18 protein-coding genes and 2 pseudogenes are annotated in these 15,246 nt (G+C 65.5%); 10 read left to right on the forward strand and 10 right to left on the reverse strand.

Going from position 1 to position 15,246, the window contains the following annotated elements:
• Nucleotides 1-6: 6 nt before the first annotated feature.
• Nucleotides 7-681, reverse strand: coding sequence for a 50S ribosomal protein L3 (gene rplC, locus ACQY5K_RS11855; RefSeq protein ID WP_428115454.1), 675 nt, complete (start codon nt 679-681; stop codon nt 7-9).
• Nucleotides 682-946: 265 nt separating this feature from the next.
• Between rplC and ACQY5K_RS11860 the strand changes: the two genes are divergently transcribed.
• The 4 genes and pseudogenes from ACQY5K_RS11860 (at nt 947) to ACQY5K_RS11875 (ending at nt 2,877) form a co-directional block, all read left to right on the forward strand.
• On the forward strand, nt 947-1,330 hold the full coding sequence (locus ACQY5K_RS11860; RefSeq protein ID WP_428115456.1) for an NYN domain-containing protein: 384 nt from the start codon (nt 947-949) through the stop codon (nt 1,328-1,330).
• An 18-nt stretch (nt 1,331-1,348) separates the two neighbouring features.
• Nucleotides 1,349-1,726 (forward strand): tyrosine-type recombinase/integrase, encoded by a 378-nt coding sequence (locus tag ACQY5K_RS11865; RefSeq protein WP_428122653.1) that lies wholly within the window; start codon nt 1,349-1,351, stop codon nt 1,724-1,726.
• Between the two features lie 24 nt (nt 1,727-1,750).
• Nucleotides 1,751-2,242: pseudogene (locus ACQY5K_RS11870) on the forward strand (tyrosine-type recombinase/integrase); the annotation flags it as partial.
• Between the two features lie 338 nt (nt 2,243-2,580).
• A complete protein-coding gene (locus tag ACQY5K_RS11875) occupies nt 2,581-2,877 on the forward strand; it encodes a nucleotidyltransferase domain-containing protein (RefSeq protein ID WP_428115459.1) in 297 nt (98 codons plus the stop codon).
• A gap of 281 nt (nt 2,878-3,158) precedes the next feature.
• Here ACQY5K_RS11875 and ACQY5K_RS11880 read toward each other — a convergent pair whose 3' ends face one another.
• A complete protein-coding gene (locus tag ACQY5K_RS11880; protein ID WP_428115461.1) occupies nt 3,159-3,476 on the reverse strand; it encodes a DNA-binding protein in 318 nt (105 codons plus the stop codon).
• A gap of 458 nt (nt 3,477-3,934) precedes the next feature.
• On the opposite strand from ACQY5K_RS11880, the gene ACQY5K_RS11885 reads away from it, so the two are divergent.
• From ACQY5K_RS11885 to ACQY5K_RS11895, 3 genes are read left to right on the forward strand one after another with little or no spacing between them, the layout of a single operon-like run.
• On the forward strand, nt 3,935-4,222 hold the full coding sequence (locus tag ACQY5K_RS11885; RefSeq protein ID WP_428122656.1) for an SWIM zinc finger family protein: 288 nt from the start codon (nt 3,935-3,937) through the stop codon (nt 4,220-4,222).
• Nucleotides 4,177-5,046, forward strand: coding sequence for a hypothetical protein (locus ACQY5K_RS11890; protein ID WP_428115463.1), 870 nt, complete (start codon nt 4,177-4,179; stop codon nt 5,044-5,046). Before ACQY5K_RS11885 ends, ACQY5K_RS11890 begins: the two co-directional genes overlap by 46 nt.
• Nucleotides 4,968-5,300: a hypothetical protein gene (locus ACQY5K_RS11895; protein WP_428115466.1), complete on the forward strand. Its 333-nt coding sequence runs from the start codon at nt 4,968-4,970 to the stop codon at nt 5,298-5,300. The genes ACQY5K_RS11890 and ACQY5K_RS11895 overlap by 79 nt, the downstream gene beginning before the upstream one ends.
• A gap of 31 nt (nt 5,301-5,331) precedes the next feature.
• Here the strand turns inward: ACQY5K_RS11895 and ACQY5K_RS11900 are convergent, their stop codons facing one another.
• The 8 genes and pseudogenes from ACQY5K_RS11900 to ACQY5K_RS11935 form a co-directional block, all read right to left on the reverse strand.
• A complete protein-coding gene (locus ACQY5K_RS11900) occupies nt 5,332-5,697 on the reverse strand; it encodes a HepT-like ribonuclease domain-containing protein (RefSeq protein ID WP_428115468.1) in 366 nt (121 codons plus the stop codon).
• The gene (locus tag ACQY5K_RS11905; protein ID WP_419921393.1) at nt 5,694-5,984 is read right to left on the reverse strand and encodes a nucleotidyltransferase family protein; all 291 of its coding nucleotides are present in this window, start codon (nt 5,982-5,984) and stop codon (nt 5,694-5,696) included. Before ACQY5K_RS11905 ends, ACQY5K_RS11900 begins: the two co-directional genes overlap by 4 nt.
• 114 nt (nt 5,985-6,098) lie before the next feature.
• On the reverse strand, nt 6,099-6,290 hold the full coding sequence (locus ACQY5K_RS11910) for a hypothetical protein (protein WP_428115470.1): 192 nt from the start codon (nt 6,288-6,290) through the stop codon (nt 6,099-6,101).
• Between the two features lie 183 nt (nt 6,291-6,473).
• Entirely contained in the window at nt 6,474-6,932 is a 459-nt protein-coding gene (locus ACQY5K_RS11915) for a hypothetical protein (RefSeq protein WP_428115473.1), read from the reverse strand.
• The gene (locus ACQY5K_RS11920; protein WP_428115475.1) at nt 6,929-8,071 is read right to left on the reverse strand and encodes an enolase C-terminal domain-like protein; all 1,143 of its coding nucleotides are present in this window, start codon (nt 8,069-8,071) and stop codon (nt 6,929-6,931) included. The genes ACQY5K_RS11915 and ACQY5K_RS11920 overlap by 4 nt, the downstream gene beginning before the upstream one ends.
• Nucleotides 8,072-8,106: 35 nt before the next feature.
• Nucleotides 8,107-9,789, reverse strand: coding sequence for a GH3 auxin-responsive promoter family protein (locus ACQY5K_RS11925; RefSeq protein ID WP_428115478.1), 1,683 nt, complete (start codon nt 9,787-9,789; stop codon nt 8,107-8,109).
• A gap of 22 nt (nt 9,790-9,811) precedes the next feature.
• Nucleotides 9,812-10,780 carry a sterol desaturase family protein gene (locus ACQY5K_RS11930; protein ID WP_428115481.1) on the reverse strand — a complete coding sequence of 323 codons (969 nt, stop codon included), beginning with the start codon at nt 10,778-10,780 and terminating at the stop codon, nt 9,812-9,814.
• Nucleotides 10,781-10,931: 151 nt separating this feature from the next.
• Nucleotides 10,932-11,348: pseudogene (locus tag ACQY5K_RS11935) on the reverse strand (zinc-binding dehydrogenase); the annotation flags it as partial.
• A gap of 228 nt (nt 11,349-11,576) precedes the next feature.
• Between ACQY5K_RS11935 and ACQY5K_RS11940 the strand changes: the two are divergent.
• Genes ACQY5K_RS11940 through ACQY5K_RS11950 form a run of 3 tightly spaced genes read left to right on the forward strand, consistent with a single transcriptional unit; the run spans nt 11,577 to nt 15,241 of the window.
• On the forward strand, nt 11,577-12,449 hold the full coding sequence (locus ACQY5K_RS11940; protein ID WP_428115484.1) for an FAD binding domain-containing protein: 873 nt from the start codon (nt 11,577-11,579) through the stop codon (nt 12,447-12,449).
• Entirely contained in the window at nt 12,446-12,940 is a 495-nt protein-coding gene (locus ACQY5K_RS11945) for a (2Fe-2S)-binding protein (protein ID WP_428115487.1), read from the forward strand. Before ACQY5K_RS11940 ends, ACQY5K_RS11945 begins: the two co-directional genes overlap by 4 nt.
• Before the next feature lie 33 nt (nt 12,941-12,973).
• Nucleotides 12,974-15,241, forward strand: a complete 2,268-nt coding sequence (locus ACQY5K_RS11950) for a xanthine dehydrogenase family protein molybdopterin-binding subunit (RefSeq protein ID WP_428115489.1) — start codon at nt 12,974-12,976, stop codon at nt 15,239-15,241.
• Nucleotides 15,242-15,246 lie beyond the last annotated feature (5 nt).

A 15,246-nucleotide genomic window follows, 5' to 3' on the forward strand; every position in this document is an offset into this window, starting at 1 on the left:
GTCCCCTTAGGCCTTCGCCGACACGGTGCTCGCCGATGCGTCCAGTGGCGCTTTGACAGCGTTGCGGACAATGACGGTTCCGCCCTTTGGGCCGGGAACCGAGCCGCGCACCAACAGCAGGCCACGCTCGGCGTCAGCTTCGACCACGAACAGATTGAGCGTCGTCACCCTTTCGCTGCCCATGCGGCCCGGCATGCGCGTGCCCTTGAATACCCGCGACGGTGTCGCGCACGCACCGATGGCGCCAGGAGCCCGGTGGACCCGGTGAGCACCGTGGCTGGCACGCTGACCCGAGAAATTGTGCCGCTTCATGACGCCGGCGAAGCCCTTGCCCTTCGATGTGGCCGTGACGTCAACCAGCTCGCCGGCGGCGAAGAGGTCGGCCGCCAGCTCGGCACCGAGCGTCATCTCGCTGACGTCGTCAAGTCGTAGCTCGACCAGGCGCTCGCCCGGCGCAACTCCGGCGCGGTCGTAGTGGCCTGCGGTGGGTCGATTCAGCTTGCGAGGCTCGCGATCGCCATGCGTCACCTGCACTGCTGTGTAGCCGTCACGCTCGGTCGTGCGAATCTGGGTGACTCGGCATGGATCCACGCGCAGCACGGTGACCGGGACGACCCGGTTCTCGTCATCCCAGAGCTGCGTCATGCCGACTTTCGTCGCGACGAGCGCCTTGTTCGCCATCTCAGCGTCTCTCTCGTGCCTTCGTAGATGCCTGTCCGCCCTGCCGGGCGGCACTCTGGTTGCGGGTCCGCCCTGCCGGGCGGCACGTAAACGCTCCGCACGGCACAGCCGGCGGAGCGATTCTCTGGTTGTGCCGACCGGTTCCGTGTGCCCGTCGCCTCGTGGCCTTAAGCACCCGGCCTGGCCGGACTTCGGTTCGGCGCAGGAACTCCCGCACCGCGAATGAAGCAGCCTACCGAGGGTCCCCCATCTCCCCAACCCTCAAGTGTCAGCGGGATTCAGCCCCAAGCACGGGCTTGTTCACCTGCGTGCGCTACCTCAGGCCGCCGAGTACGGCGGGGTACGTCAGCAAACGGCTGCGAGGCCGAACATAGCGGGTGTCGACGTGCTGTTGGCGCTGCACCTTGCGCTCGGGGCCCGCGACGACCGATACGACGTGGCTGTCGTTGTATCAGCCGACAGCGATCTGCTGCCTGCCATCGAGGAGGCCGTCAGGTTGGGCAAGCGAGTCGAGACCGCCACGTGGTGGACTCCGCCGCTGCCGCGCCGGGCACGACGCATTCCCAACCGTGCGCTGTGGAATCACTACCTTGGCGTGTCGGACTTCCAAGCAGTACGCGACGACACCGACTATTTGATGGCTCCCTGACGTCCGCGGTGCCAGCCCATAGATGGAGGCGGCGAGGACTTATCGCCCAACACCATCCGTGCCTACGTCGCTGACGGCCGTGCCCTTGCGCAGTTCCTGGGGCCGGGAGCCTCAGTGGCTGAACTTGGCCCGCCAGTTCTCGAGGGCTTCGCTGATCACCTATTGGCTTCCGGTCTCAAGCGCAGTTCGGCTCGAAGGCGCATCGCAGGGGTCCGCAAGCTCTGCGCGTGGCTCACCACTGAAGGATTACTCGACTCCAATCCGTCCGCCGGCTGCGGTGTCAAGCCAGCCCGGGAACGTACGCTGCCGAAGGCGCTCTCGCCACACGTCACCGCCCGGCTGCTGATGTATCTCAAAGCCCGGTGCGAGGCGTCCTGCAGCGACGCAAGCACATAGTGCCATCCGGCCACAACCACTTACCTTGCGGTTGCGCTCATGGTCGCCACCGGCCTACGCGGTGGCGAACTGGTGGGCCTCACGGTGGGTGACTTCGATCTTGCCGAGGGGTCCATCCGTGTGCTCGGCAAGGGCAGGCGTGAACGAGTGGTCTACCTCCCGCCTGGGCAACTGCTGTCGTGCTTCAACCAGTACCTGTCCCAAGGGGACACAGAGTTCGACGACCCGCTGCTGATCAACCGCTCCGGCCGACCACTCACGACTGCTGCCCTACGGGACCGTATCGGCCGAGCAGCGCGACAAGCTGGTATCCAGCGACGTGTCACTCCTCACATGCTGCGACACACATGCGCCACGCACCTGCTGGATGCCGACGTTGACATTCGTATCGTCCAACGTCTTCTCGGGCACGCCAGTATCGCCACCACCGAGATCTACACGCATGTGTCTGATACGTCACTCCGACGCGCCGTGTGTCAAGCCGACATCGTCGGAGCCATCCTGAGGCCGCGATAACTCTCAGTTATCGCGTGGAGTTGTTGGCATCGTGCCAGATTAGAGGCATTCCACTCGATGCATGCATGTATTCGTGCCAGGAGATGACGCGAGATGGGGTTTGCATTCCCCGTATCCCGACATCTCGGCCGGTCGCACCGGCGTGAACGTCTGTGGCATCGGGACCACGGTGGCCGGTTCGCTCTTGGCTGCCCATTCGGCAACGCACGCCCGTCGATCTGGTCCAACGGTTGGGTTAGACGAGCGGTGGGCGGCTTCGCGCACTCGTGCTCAGTGAGGCACTCGCCGGTGCCGATCCGCTTCGTTCTGGCTGACAGCTCCCGATAATCCCGGTCTATATGGCCGCATCCGACCCCGTAGCGGCTCAGCGTGCCGCCAGTGCGATCCTTGACGAATGCGGCGGCACGGTGCTGCCTTTCGGCTCGTTGCTGCGGGGCGAGGCCAGCGGCACGAGCGACGTCGACTTGGTGGCCATCTACGACGATCTCGACTACGACGAACGGTGGAAACGGCGCTACGCCCTCACGTCTCGAGTCCGAGTGGCCGCTGGTGCATTGTCGACGTATACGTCACCGACGTTCCGGAGTGGGCCGTGTGCACCACCAGGATGCCGTGCGCACTCGAGGCCCGCATAGCTGGCTACGCAGTCGAGTTAGCTGACGTTGGCGCTCACGTCGGAATCGACCGGATCAAGGAGATCGGATCGCCCGCAGACCCTGCCGCAGAGCTGGCAAGTCGCGTCACGGACGTGTCCGACTGCGTAGCGCACCTCACGACCAACCTTCGCTCTGTCGTCGACGAAGCCGATGCCGCAGCGGACGGCTATGGCACCGTCGCAGAGAAGTCCTCGACCGCCCCATCCGCCGCCCGAGTCAAGGCGACATCAACCGCCCCAGCATGGTTGCGCAGGGTCGCGCTATCGGACTGTCTTCACTTCGAGCTGGAGGCCGTCGTGTCGTTGGATGCAGCTGATGACCTCGAACAGGTTGCGCGCGTGGGGGTTACCGCTCGGGCTCAACATGCGCATGAGGCTCTTGGGCTGCTTGTGTGTCAGTTCGCCGAGTTCTGAAAAGCCAATCGTCGCGTTGATGTAGTCGCGAAGCACGAGCTTGCCGGTGTCGATGTCTCCGGCGAGCATGCAGTCGAGGCCCTCCGTTAGCAGTCGCACGCGGAACTCGGGGTCACGCTGAACGCGGGCCTGCACCGTCTCTTTGAAGTCTCGGGTCAGTGCCATCTCAATCCCCTCCGTCCTTGCCGCGAATAGCTTGATGGTAACACTCATGTTACCAATATGCAAGTTTGGGCAAACGAGTCCCGCGACTTCCACGGCATGTGCGTCAGTCAGGAGGTACCTGCCATCAGTGGATGCCTCTTCACCCATCATTGTGGTGAATTTCCTATGCAATGTCAGCGGCGAAACGTCACACACTTGCGGTCCGGCTGATGAGAACGGCGGATCTTGCCGGGGTCGTACAGTTCGAGCGGGCCGGGGCTGGGACGGCCCCTCGGGAGGACAGGTCGCCGCGTCAGCCGTTAGCGATGCACTGATTCTGGAGTGAGGCCTTGGACCCACTGTTCGACGCTGCGAGAGTGAAGCGGCTGGCTGGGCCACGTTCGTATGAGCGCGGTGTGGGCTACTTGCACGATCGCCGGGTCCAAACGCCGGTCGAGCGCGACGAACGGATCCGGACGATGGTGCGAGGCACGGTGCCCTACATCGTGGAGCTGTGGACCGACAATGGCGAACCCCGCTGGTCGTGTACTTGCCCTGCGGCGAAGGATGGCTCTTTCTGCAAGCACTGCGTGGCAACGGCGTTGACACTGCTTCCCCGCAGCAGTGAACCCGGAGTCCGACAGGAGCGGGCGTCCACTGGACGCGGCTCACAAAAGGGCGGATCGGCACCAGTGCTAGCGCGCCCAAGTTCAGCGTCTGGGTGCGGCGCATCGACCGTGCCTTCTTCGCTCACGGCGAGTTCGTGAGCTACTACGAAGCCGAGGCCTGGGCAGACGGCATCCACGTCATGATCGAGAGTCTCGAGAACCTGTGCGACGCCGGTCACCCCGATGCCGTCGCCGAACTCGCAGAGCACGTCTTCAGCTGCGCCGACGAGGCCATGAACTATGTGGACGACTCCGACGGGCACCTGACCCGCATCATCGATCGGCTCTCCGATTTGCATCTTCGATCATGCCGGGAGGGAACGGCCGATCCTGTCGAGCTCGCAGCGCGCTTGGGGAAGCTGGAACTGAGTTCGGAACTGGACGGGTTCCACCGAGCGGCCGCTAGCTATGTGGACGTGCTGGGCGAGGCCGGGCTGGCCGAGTACCGCCGCCTGCTCGAACCTCAGTGGCGCAAGATCAAGCCGACGGACGATCCGTACGGTGCCGCATTCGCTATTCGCCAGGCAATGGTGGGATGGGCACTCGCCACCGGCGACCCTGATGCGCTCATCGACGTACACAGCTGGGACGAGCCGAGTCCTCAGGACGTCCTGGAGATCGCTACCGCACTCGAAGCAGCCGGTCGATCCGACGAGGCGATCTCGTGGGCGCAGCGCTGCATCGCCGAGAATTGGAGCCGAACGCGTCAAACGGACGAACTGCGCGAGTTCCTCAGCCGGCGGCTGGACGCACGCCACGACCACCATCAGATTGGCCGCCGTCGGCCTGCAACAGCCCACCCACGCCCGCAAGGCCCCCAGTGCCTCACGCTGCGACAGTGCTCGTGGAGATATTGCTCTTCGAAGGGCACAGCGGCGCAGCGTGGGATGCAGCAGCCGAATTCGGCTGCGGACCGGCGCTGAGACTCACACTCGCCCGTGTCCGCGAGCAGACACACCCACTCGACGCAATCGCCGTCTACGAAGCAGAAGCGCTGTCGATCATCGGACTCAAACGACCGGACCTCTATCGCGGTGCCGTTGACCTCATGGAGCGCATTCGCCGCCTAGCCAACTCCGCTGGTGAGCCCGAGCGCTTCGTGACTCTCTTGGAACAGGTCCGTGCCGAGCACAAGCTGAAGCGCCGGCTCATGGCTGATGTCGACGAACAAGACTAGCCCTCGTCAGCTTGACGCATGACTCCGAGGGTCAGTCGTCGCTCTCGCCGGCTCTTGGCACGGCACCCTCAATGCCCAGCGATCTCAGTGCCGAAGCGAGGTTGGGCACATCTTTGGTAATCGTGTCCCACAAGATGTCGGGATCTGTCCTGAAGTACTCGTGCATCACGAGGTTGCGGAGAGACTTGGCTTGGCGGGCCGGGAGCTCGGAGTGCCTTTCAAGGAAGCCTTGCGTCAGGTGAGCCATGGCTTCGCCGATGACCGCAAGTTCGTAGCTTGCGGCACTGCCAATGAGCCAATTGCCGTCATACTCCGCCCGACCCAGTTCGACGATCTCGGCGAGCTTGCGGCACGCCTCCAACATGTCGTCGACACGCTCAGAGTCGCTCCTGCTCACAGCTGAATGGCATCCTCGAACATCGTGCGGTATCTACCCGCCACGCACGACCGGGGTACTACATCGACTTCGGCCCCCAGCAACTCCTCCAAGTCAGCCTTCAACCCGCCGATATCGAACAGCGTGACGCCTTCGTCGAAGTCCACCAAGAAGTCGTAGTCGCTGCGCTCGGCGTCGTCGCCGCGCGCGACCGATCCCACAAGTGCGATGGAACGAGCCTTGTTGCGCACCGCGGCGGCTCGTATCGCCGAGCGGTGCATGCCCACGACGTCCTCGCGCTTGCTCACGTCACCGAATGTAATCCTTCGCTGAGACGGCCTACGAGCGCTGCGAGTTCCGTCGTCACAGCAAACGACCGACAGGGACGCCTGAGATTCCTCGTGCGTTGGCACCCGCTCGGACTATTCGCCTGATGAATCGAACGGCTGAGCTTCGAGGTGCGCCGAGAATTCCTCGTCGCTGCGGTAGATCACGCCGTTCTGCTCCTCGGGTGGGATGGGGGCGGCACCTACGGCAGCGTCCACATCAGCAAGCGTCACGAGTTCCGTATCGGATTCGATATTGATCGCGGCTGGCATCGGATTCGCGGCCACAGCGTCACCTCCCTTCCTGTGTCTCTCCAATTGAAGCTACTGGTCGGGGTCGAACCAGAACAAGCAGAATTCGGCGACACAGACAGCTTGATTGCCGAGGCGGAGGCTGACGGCAACAATGCGGCGACCAAGGGGACACGGTGTCACCGGCAGTCACGGGCAACACCCCAACCCCGCGGCCGATCAGCCGATCCGCTGTCGGTGACCTCGCTGGTACAGCGCGATCAACACGACCTCAGTCGCCAGCACCAAGTGAAAGATCGTCGGCAGATAGGCAGTGAACCACCTCGCGGCGAAGATGCTGTCTTGCACCAGCAGGCCTGCGTCGCCCGCCAGTCCGAGGACCAGGCGCACGACCATGACAGCGAAATAGAGCACGCCGAACGCGATAACGGGAGCCACCCAGCGCCTCGGGAGGACACTCGCGCCGACACGCATCCGAATCGTGACGAGTGCGATGATCGCCAGGATGACGATCTGCGCAGCGAACAGCGCCGGAAACGGAAGGCTGCTCCCCTGCCAGGCATCCTGTTCGGGCAGGAAGCCGACAGACCACCACCGCTGCACTGCCTGGCCAGCCACGCGGGCGGCAAAGGCAACCCCGAACGCAAGGCTGATCGCCGCCCATCGACGGGGACTCATGACCCCGCACGGGGCTCGGGAGGCGGTTCCAGCCGCGCCGCGGGATCAAGCACCAGTCCCAACCCGCCCACGTCCGAATCGAACAATTGGCCGCATTCGAGCACGCCGCCGTGGCCCCACATGATCGTCCGAGTTGTGAGGTCCCGGCTCAGCAGGTGTGTCCCGAATGCGCCTTCGGCAGCCACTACCGGCGCCGGCGCGCTGGCAATCACTGCCAGCGCGGCACGACTCAGCACGCTGGTCTCGCCAACCTGGCAACCGACGATGACACCGATCCCCAGGCGGGCGGCCTCGGCCACAACTTCCAGCGATCTGATGATGCCGCCCATCTTGGACACCCGGACGTTGGCGATCCAGCGGGCCGGATCAGCGAACGTTGCCAATTCGTCGGTTCGCCGGAGGCTCTCGTCGGCGATGATCTGTACACCGCGCTCGCGGGCGACATCTTCGCAGCCGACTGTGTCGCCAGCCCGCAGCGGTTCCTCGATGGCGAATGCGATGTCGGGCAGCGCGTGCATGTAGTCGATGCATTCGCCGGCCGATTCCCACAAGTTGTTCGCATCGAGGCGAACCCGCAACCCCGTCGCCGCTCCGTTCGCGAACACGGCGAGCTTGGCTCGGTCCCGCCGGGCCGATCCCGAGAGCTTCACCTTGAAATCTGAGAACCCGCGCCCTCGATAGTTCCGAAACTGCCACCGGTACACCGGCATCGGCATGTCGCCCAGCACCGCCGAGTAGGCAATATCGGACCGGTCCGGCGTGACGCCCAGCACGTCCTCGACACTGCAGCCGTGCACCTTTCCCAGCAGATCCAGGGCTGCGATCTCCATCGCGCAGACCGCAGCGGGGTTGTCGTCAATCGAGCCGCGATTGGCTTCGATCCAGCCTCGCAGGCCTTCGACGGTGCCAGCCGCGGCGCAGAACGACGCGCTGTGCTCGCGCACGAACGCAGCGCAGCTCTGCGCTGTCTCGCCAGTGACGTACTCGCGCGGACAGCCCTCGCCGAATCCGATGTCGCCGCCTGCGGCGTGCAGCGCGACGATGAGATTCTCCGCGCGCCGTCGGCTGGCGCTCGCATGGCGGAAGACCCGCTTGAAGGGCACCGGATAGGTGAAGACCTCGAGATCCCGAACCAGCATTGCGTCGTGCTTCCGGTGCCTGCTCAGCGCGGCAGTCAGCCCAGCATCTCGTACGCGTCGAAGCTGAACGAGCACTCATCGCGATATTGCAGGTGGAGATACTTGAACTGGACGTCGCGCTGGCCGTCGGCGACTCGCTGACGCCGGTAGGCCTCGCCGGTGCCGTCGGTGAGTCGACGGACCTCAAGCGGCACGAGACGGCCGCTGGCTCGCTTGGCGTCGTATTCGATGTTGGTGCTGCGCAGTGCGTCGTCGATTCTGCTCGCCATGCCTGCGACGCCGTCGGGAGCTCCCGCGAGCTCCAAGAACAGCGTGTAGCTGGCCTTGGCGGGGTCGGCGAGCATGATGAAGAAGGGCGAAATCGCACCCGACGCCGCCAACTGCGCCGTCACGGCATCGATCACCTGGGACTCGTACAGCTTCTCGCCGGTAATGCTGGTGACGCCCTTGCCCTTCTGCACGAACGAGAGCACCGGGGTGTCACCCACGGTGCCCGTCACCCGGACCATGTCGTTCATGTCGTATCGGTACAGCCCATCGGCAGTCGTCACGATGACGTAGTAGTCGCGGCCGGATTCCAGTTCGGCGAGCGTGCACGTCGCCAGACCCCGGTCAGCGGCTGAGGCCTCAGATTCCCATTCGTCGCGCTCGGCAAACTCGAAGAAGTTGTCCGTCAGCGTTGCCACGCAGGAGTTGCGGATCGGGTCGATGTTGACGGTGCCGCTCACTTCGCTGGCCAGATAGCCCAACTCGAAGACGGGACAGTCGGGCGTCAGCAGGGGCTCGAGACGCTGCACGGCCAAGCCGCAGCTCCCGCCGGTCCACGTCACCACCGCATGCAGATGCGGCCAGATGTCCGCATAGGTGAGCTGACCCGCGGATTCCAGTCGCCGTCGCAGCTGCGTCGCCCGGCTGCTGTGGGCCCGGAACGACACAGCGCCAGCGCTTGGCGGGCTTGGCGGGCTGCATTCCGGGGGCAGCCTGCCCGTCGCCACCGCATCCAGCACCGCCGACGCGTTCTCGTTCAGCACCGCCATCAAGCGCACGAACGTGGAGGGGTTAGCTGTCGCCATCGACGTGACCGAGTCATCGGCCGCGCCCAGCACTGCCATGGCGAGATACCTGGCGTCGTAATCGGCGATGTCGGACACCGACGCGGGCAGCACGTAACGACGGCGCAGCAATGCACCTTGGCTTGCGTACAGCAGGCCCGACGCCGAGCCGTAGGGCGTACCTGCGGGCATCGTGCCCTCATGGGCCGCTCCGCTGACCACGAACACCTTGCCGCCCAGCGCCCGGGTCTGCCGTGACAGGGCGTACGCGGCGAGTCGCTGCAGGCGCTGTATGCGAGCCAATCCGGTCTTGGTCAGCGGGATGTTCTTGGGCTCGTCCACGGTCCCGCTCGTGCGGTTGTAGTACACGGGTTGCTCCGCGGTCAGGCACGGCTCGCCCGAGAGCTCCTGGCGCTCGATATGGACGCGGACATCCTCGTACGTCTGCACCGGCACCGCCCGCTGGTACTCGGCGAACCCCGCGATCGACCCGAAGCCGTGGTCCTTGCCGAACATGGTGGCGGCGTTGTCAGCCAGGATTCGGCCCAGCACGGCCTCCTGCGTCGATGTCGGCGTCTCGCACGCCCGCAGAAGCCCGCGATGGTGCCGTCCGCTCGCTGCGGACAGTGCCAACCGAAGCAGTCGGTAGCTCAAGCCGTCGGGCATGCGGGCACAGGCGCTTTCGTCATCACTGCGATGTCGCTGTTTCGGTGGCCATGACTTGTTTGGCCTTGTCGAGGCCTCGCACGAGCGGCGTGCGCATCTGGGCGACGAATCCCAGGGGGTAGTTCCGATTCAGCAGTCCCAGCGGACCGACGTGCGTATCGGCAGGCAGGAATCGGGTACCGAAGAGCACGTCCCACACGATCAGGTTGTTCCCGAAGTTGTGGTCCGACTCCGAAGCCAGCTTGGAGTGATGCCAGCGATGCAGTTCCGGACCGCTGATCACATAGTTGAGCCACCCGAGTCGCACATCGCAGTTGGAATGTTGGAAGAAGCCGTTCACCGCGTAGAAGACGAAGTAGGCGGCCAGCACGCCGTCGCCGACACCCACCAGGACAAACGGCAGCGCATCGACGCTGAACTGCACTGCCTTCTCGAGCGGATGGAAGCGGCCGACGTTCAGCCAGTACAGCCGATGCGGGGAATGGTGGACGGCGTGCCATCGCCACATGAATGTCGACGAGTGAAAGGCCCGATGCAGCCAGTAACGCGGCAGATCAGCCAGCACCACCATGAGCGCCGCCTGGGCGGCCACCGGCCAGCTGTGCGGCCACAGGCCGCCCAGCGTGAGATCGCCCTCGCGGAGCCAGCCAGTGAACGCCGTCGCGGCGGCCAGCGACAACAGCAGCGGCACCAGGATCTGCACGGCGACCATGAACGTCAGGTCGGACCGGACGTCGTTGACGCGTGGGCGCCACTCGTCCCGATACGGCAGGACGATTTCGTGGGCCGTGATGAGTCCCGCGCCGAGCACCACTGCCGCATACGAGGCAATGACAACAGGCACCCCGACGGCATCGAGCCCCGCATAGACCGCCAGGCCCCCGAGCATCACGAACGGATAGGAAACCCGAATCGCGAGGCGCGAGGCGCGTCTGGATCTCTCTGTGGGGGGTGTCGCAACGCCGTCTATCCGCCGCGTGGCGAACGCCATGTGCGAAGCCTAGGACCCGGTCAACGCGCGGCCAGGGTGCGCGCAGGGCACTGCGGGCTTCAGTCGCCGAGGCGGACGATGGTGGTGCCGATGGTACGACCGGCCAGCAGATCCACGAATGCGCCGCCGACAGCATCGAGGCCGTCGTAGCTCACATGACGCGCCACGAGCGAGCCAGCGTCCATCCATTCGCGCATTCGCGCATTTGCGCTCGTGCCTCGTCGTAGCGGTCGGCGTAGGAGAACACGATGAAGCCCTGCATGCGCACCTGATTGTTGACCAGCAGGCCCGGGATGCCCCGCGGGCTGGGGTCGGGGGTCGTTGTGTCGTAGGCCGACACCGCGCCGCAGCACACGATGCGGCCGAAGGTGGCCATGCGGAACAACGCCGAGCCCAGGATCTCGCCGCCAGTGTTGTCGAAGTACACATTGATGCGGTCGGGCGTAGCTGCCCGGAATTCAGCGCGGAAATCGGGCGAGCGGCGGTTGATCGCCGCATCGAAGCCAATCTCGCCGGTCAGCAGCGCGCACTTCTCGTCGGAACCGGCCACACCGACCACACGGCACCCGAGCGCCTGCGCCTGGCGCTGCGGATGGTGTTTCGGACATTGCTTGCTCCTTGCTCCGGTTGTTCAGCGGGGCCACGGCATCTTCAATGCAACCGCTCAATGCAACCGCCTCAATACGAGTGAACCGTGACGAAGGGCTCCCGGCGCAACTATGGTCCGCAGCCGGGAGCGCTGCCGCCGCACGGTGACAGCGTGAGAATTCACTGCCGACACGGGAGAAATGGCCGCATGAGATATGCCGCCCCGACAACTACCGACGAGGTTCGAGCGCTGCTGGGGAGCGACCCCGATGCGATCGTGTTCGCCGGCGCGACCGATGTGGTGCCCCAGATGCGCGGCGGGCGACCCGAGCCGAGCCTTGCGATCGACCTCAAGAAGATCGACCGGCTGATGGCGGTGGGCCTCGACGGCAACATCTGGCGCATCGGCGCAGCGGCCCCGTCGTCGCTGCTGACCAGCAACGCCGCCTTTGCGGCCGACTTCCCGGGCCTAACCGAGGCCGCAGGGCTCATCGGATCCGACCAGATCCAGAACCGCTCCAGCCTCGGCGGAAACCTCTGCAATGCATCGCCCGCCGCGGACTCGGTGCCAGCCCTTGTGGTGAACGAAGCAGTGGCGGTGATCGCCGGAGCCGACGGCGACCGACGAGTGCCGGTGGCCGATGTGGTGACCGGACCCGGGCAGACGTCGCTGGCGCACGACGAGATCGTGGTGTGCTTCGAGATCGCCCGACCCGGGGCGCGCACTTCGGACGCGTATCTCCGGCTGATCCCGCGGACCGAGATGGATATCGCCGTGGTCGGTGCGGGCGTGCGCGTCACACTCGACGACGACGGCGCGGTGAGCGCAGCAAGCGTCGCTCTTGGCGCGGTCGCACCGACCGTGGTGCGCGTGCCTGACGCCGAAACCGCCTTGGTCGGCAGCCGGCTTGATGACGATGCGCTTGCCGCTGCTGCCACCGCCGCGAGCGATGCCTGCAACCCCATCGACGACAAGCGGGGCACGATCACCTACCGGCGCCAGGTTGCCGGCGTGCTCACCCGTCGAGCCGCCGTCGCCGCCGCCGAGCGTGTGACCAATGCACAAGGAGACTCCCAATGAGCCGCACCCAAGCCCGCACCCATGTGAGCTGCGAGATCAACGGCGATGCCGTCGACTTCCTGACCGAGGACGGCGAGTCACTGCTCAACGCAGTGCGCGACGAGCTGGGGCTCACCGGCGCCAAGGAAGGCTGCGGCACCGGCGATTGCGGTGCATGCTCGATCATCATGGACGGCAACCTGCAGTGCTCGTGCCTGATCTTTGCTCCCGAGGCGAACGGCACCCAGATCACGACCTGCGAGGGCCTCGCCACCGCCGGCGAGCTGCATCCGCTGCAGCAGTGCTTCCTCGAAGGCGCGGCGCTGCAGTGCGGTGTGTGCACACCGGGCTTTCTCGTGGCTGCCAAGGTGTTGCTCGACGCGAACCCCAACCCGACCGAAACCGAAGTGCGCTACGCGCTTGCCGGCAACCTGTGCCGCTGCACCGGCTACGACAAGATCGTTCGCTCGGTGCTCGACGCAGCCGTTCAGATCCGCACCAGCGCCGTCTAGGCCCCCACCGAGACATTCGAAGGACCTCCCACAATGAGCACAACCGAAGCTCCCGCAAGCACTGGCAAGAACGGCAATTCCGGCTACCGCTGGATCGGCACGCGGCCGGTGCGCCCTGACGGCCTCGACAAGGTGGCCGGCAAGGCGCGCTTCGCAGCCGACCTCGTACTGCCAGGCATGCTCCACGCGCACATCCTGCGCTCGCCGCACCCGCACGCCCGCATCATCTCGATCGACACGTCGCCAGCCGAGGCGATGACAGGAGTGAGGGCCGTCGTCACCGGCGCTGACTTCCGTGAGGCGCCGCCCAAGGGCGCCGACCGCAACTTGATGTGCACGGTCATCGCCCGGGACAAGGTGCTGTACACCGGCCATGCGGTCGCGGCGGTCGCCGCGTCCACCCGCCGTGAGGCCAAAGCCGCAGCTGAGGCCATCGAAGTCACCTATGAAGTGCTCCCCCACGTACTGAACATCGCCGATGCGATGGCTGACGACTCACCGGTGCTGCACGACAACCTGTTCACCCGAGGCGTCGAGCCGCGGCCCACCGAGCCCTCCAACATCGCGGCGCGAACCGTGTACCAACGCGGCGATGTCGAGCAGGGCTTCGGCGAAGCCGACATCGTGATCGAGCGGGAGTTCTCGACTCAGGCAGTGCACCAGGGCTACATCGAGCCTCACGCCTGTGTCGTTGACTGCGGCCAGGACGGCAAGACGATGATCTGGTGCTCCTCGCAGGGCCATTTCAAGGTGCGCTCCGCGACGGCGACCGTGCTCGGCTGGGACACCTCGCAGATCAAGGTCATTCCCGCCGAGATCGGGGGCGGATTCGGCGGCAAGACCACGATCTATCTCGAGCCGATCGCTGCACTGCTGTCAGCGCGTGCCGGAAGGCCAGTGAAGCTTGTGATGAGCCGCGCCGATGTGTTCGCAGCCACAGGACCCGCGCCAGGCTCGATCATCAAGATGAAGGTGGGCGCTCGCAGCGACGGCACGATCACCACGGCGAAGGCGTGGCTGGCATATGAGAACGGCGCCTTTCAGGGGATAGCCGCGATGCTTGGATGCATGTGTGTCGTTTCGTCCTACACCCTCGATCACCTCTACGTCGAAGGCTTCGATGTGCTGATGAACCGGCCGGTCAACGTGGCCTACCGCGCACCGTCGGCCCCCGCCGCGGCGTTCGCCATGGAGTCGATCGTCGATGAGATCGCCAACCAGCTCGGCATGGACCCCATAGATCTGCGGCTCAACAACTGCCCGTCGCAGGGCGACCCGACGCCGTACGGCCCGAAGTGGCCGATGATCGGCCTGCGGGACTGCCTCGAAGCGATCCGCGACAGCGATCACTACCAGTCGGAGCTTCCCGCCGGGCAGGGCCGCGGCGTGGCCACCGGTTTCTGGTTCAACATCGGCGAGGCGTCCAGCGCAACCGTCAACCTCAACGAGAACGGCACGGGCACGGTGATCACCGGCAGCCCCGACATCGGGGGCAGCCGGGCATCCATGGCGATCATGGCCGCGGAGGAGCTCGGATTGGATGTGCACTTGATCCAGCCGGTCGTGGGCGACACCGAGGTTGTCGGCTTCACTGACGTCACCGAAGGCAGCCGTGCCACGTTTGCCACAGGCATGGCGGTGGTCGAGGCGTGCCGCGATCTCAAGAAGCAGCTCTGCGCGCGGGCGGCCAAGACCTGGGACTGCGACATCGAGCAGGTCGACTGGGTCGACGGCGCTGCGGTGCACGGGCCTCGCGAGCACGATCCGCTGACGATTGCAGCCATCACGGCCGGGGCCAAGCGCACCGGCGGTCCTCTGGGAGCCACAGCATCGCTGAATGCTCGCGGCGCCGGTCCGGCGTTCTCGGTGCAAGTAGCGGACGTGTCGGTGGACACCGAGACCGGTTGCACCACGGTGAAGCGCTACACCACTGCGCAGGACGCCGGCACCGCGATTCACCCGAGCTACGTTGAAGGCCAGATGCAGGGCGGCGTCGTGCAAGGCATCGGCTGGGCCCTCAACGAGGAGTACATCTATTCCGACGACGGCACGCTCCAGAACCCCGGCTTTTTGGACTACCGCATCCCGGTGGCCTCAGACCTGCCCATGATCGAGACGGTCATCGTGGAAGTTCCGAACCCCTCGCATCCCTATGGCGTGCGCGGCGTGGGCGAGGTTGGCATCGTGCCGCCTCTGCCAGTGCTGGCGAACGCCGTGGCCGACGCCACCGGCTGTCGCATCGGCGACCTGCCGCTCTCGCCGCCGCGGGTGCTGGAAGCACTGACCGCGAACGCCAGCTGATCTGA

Source organism: Candidatus Poriferisodalis sp., from assembly GCF_965262965.1.
Taxonomy (GTDB): Bacteria; Actinomycetota; Acidimicrobiia; order Acidimicrobiales; family Poriferisodalaceae; genus Poriferisodalis.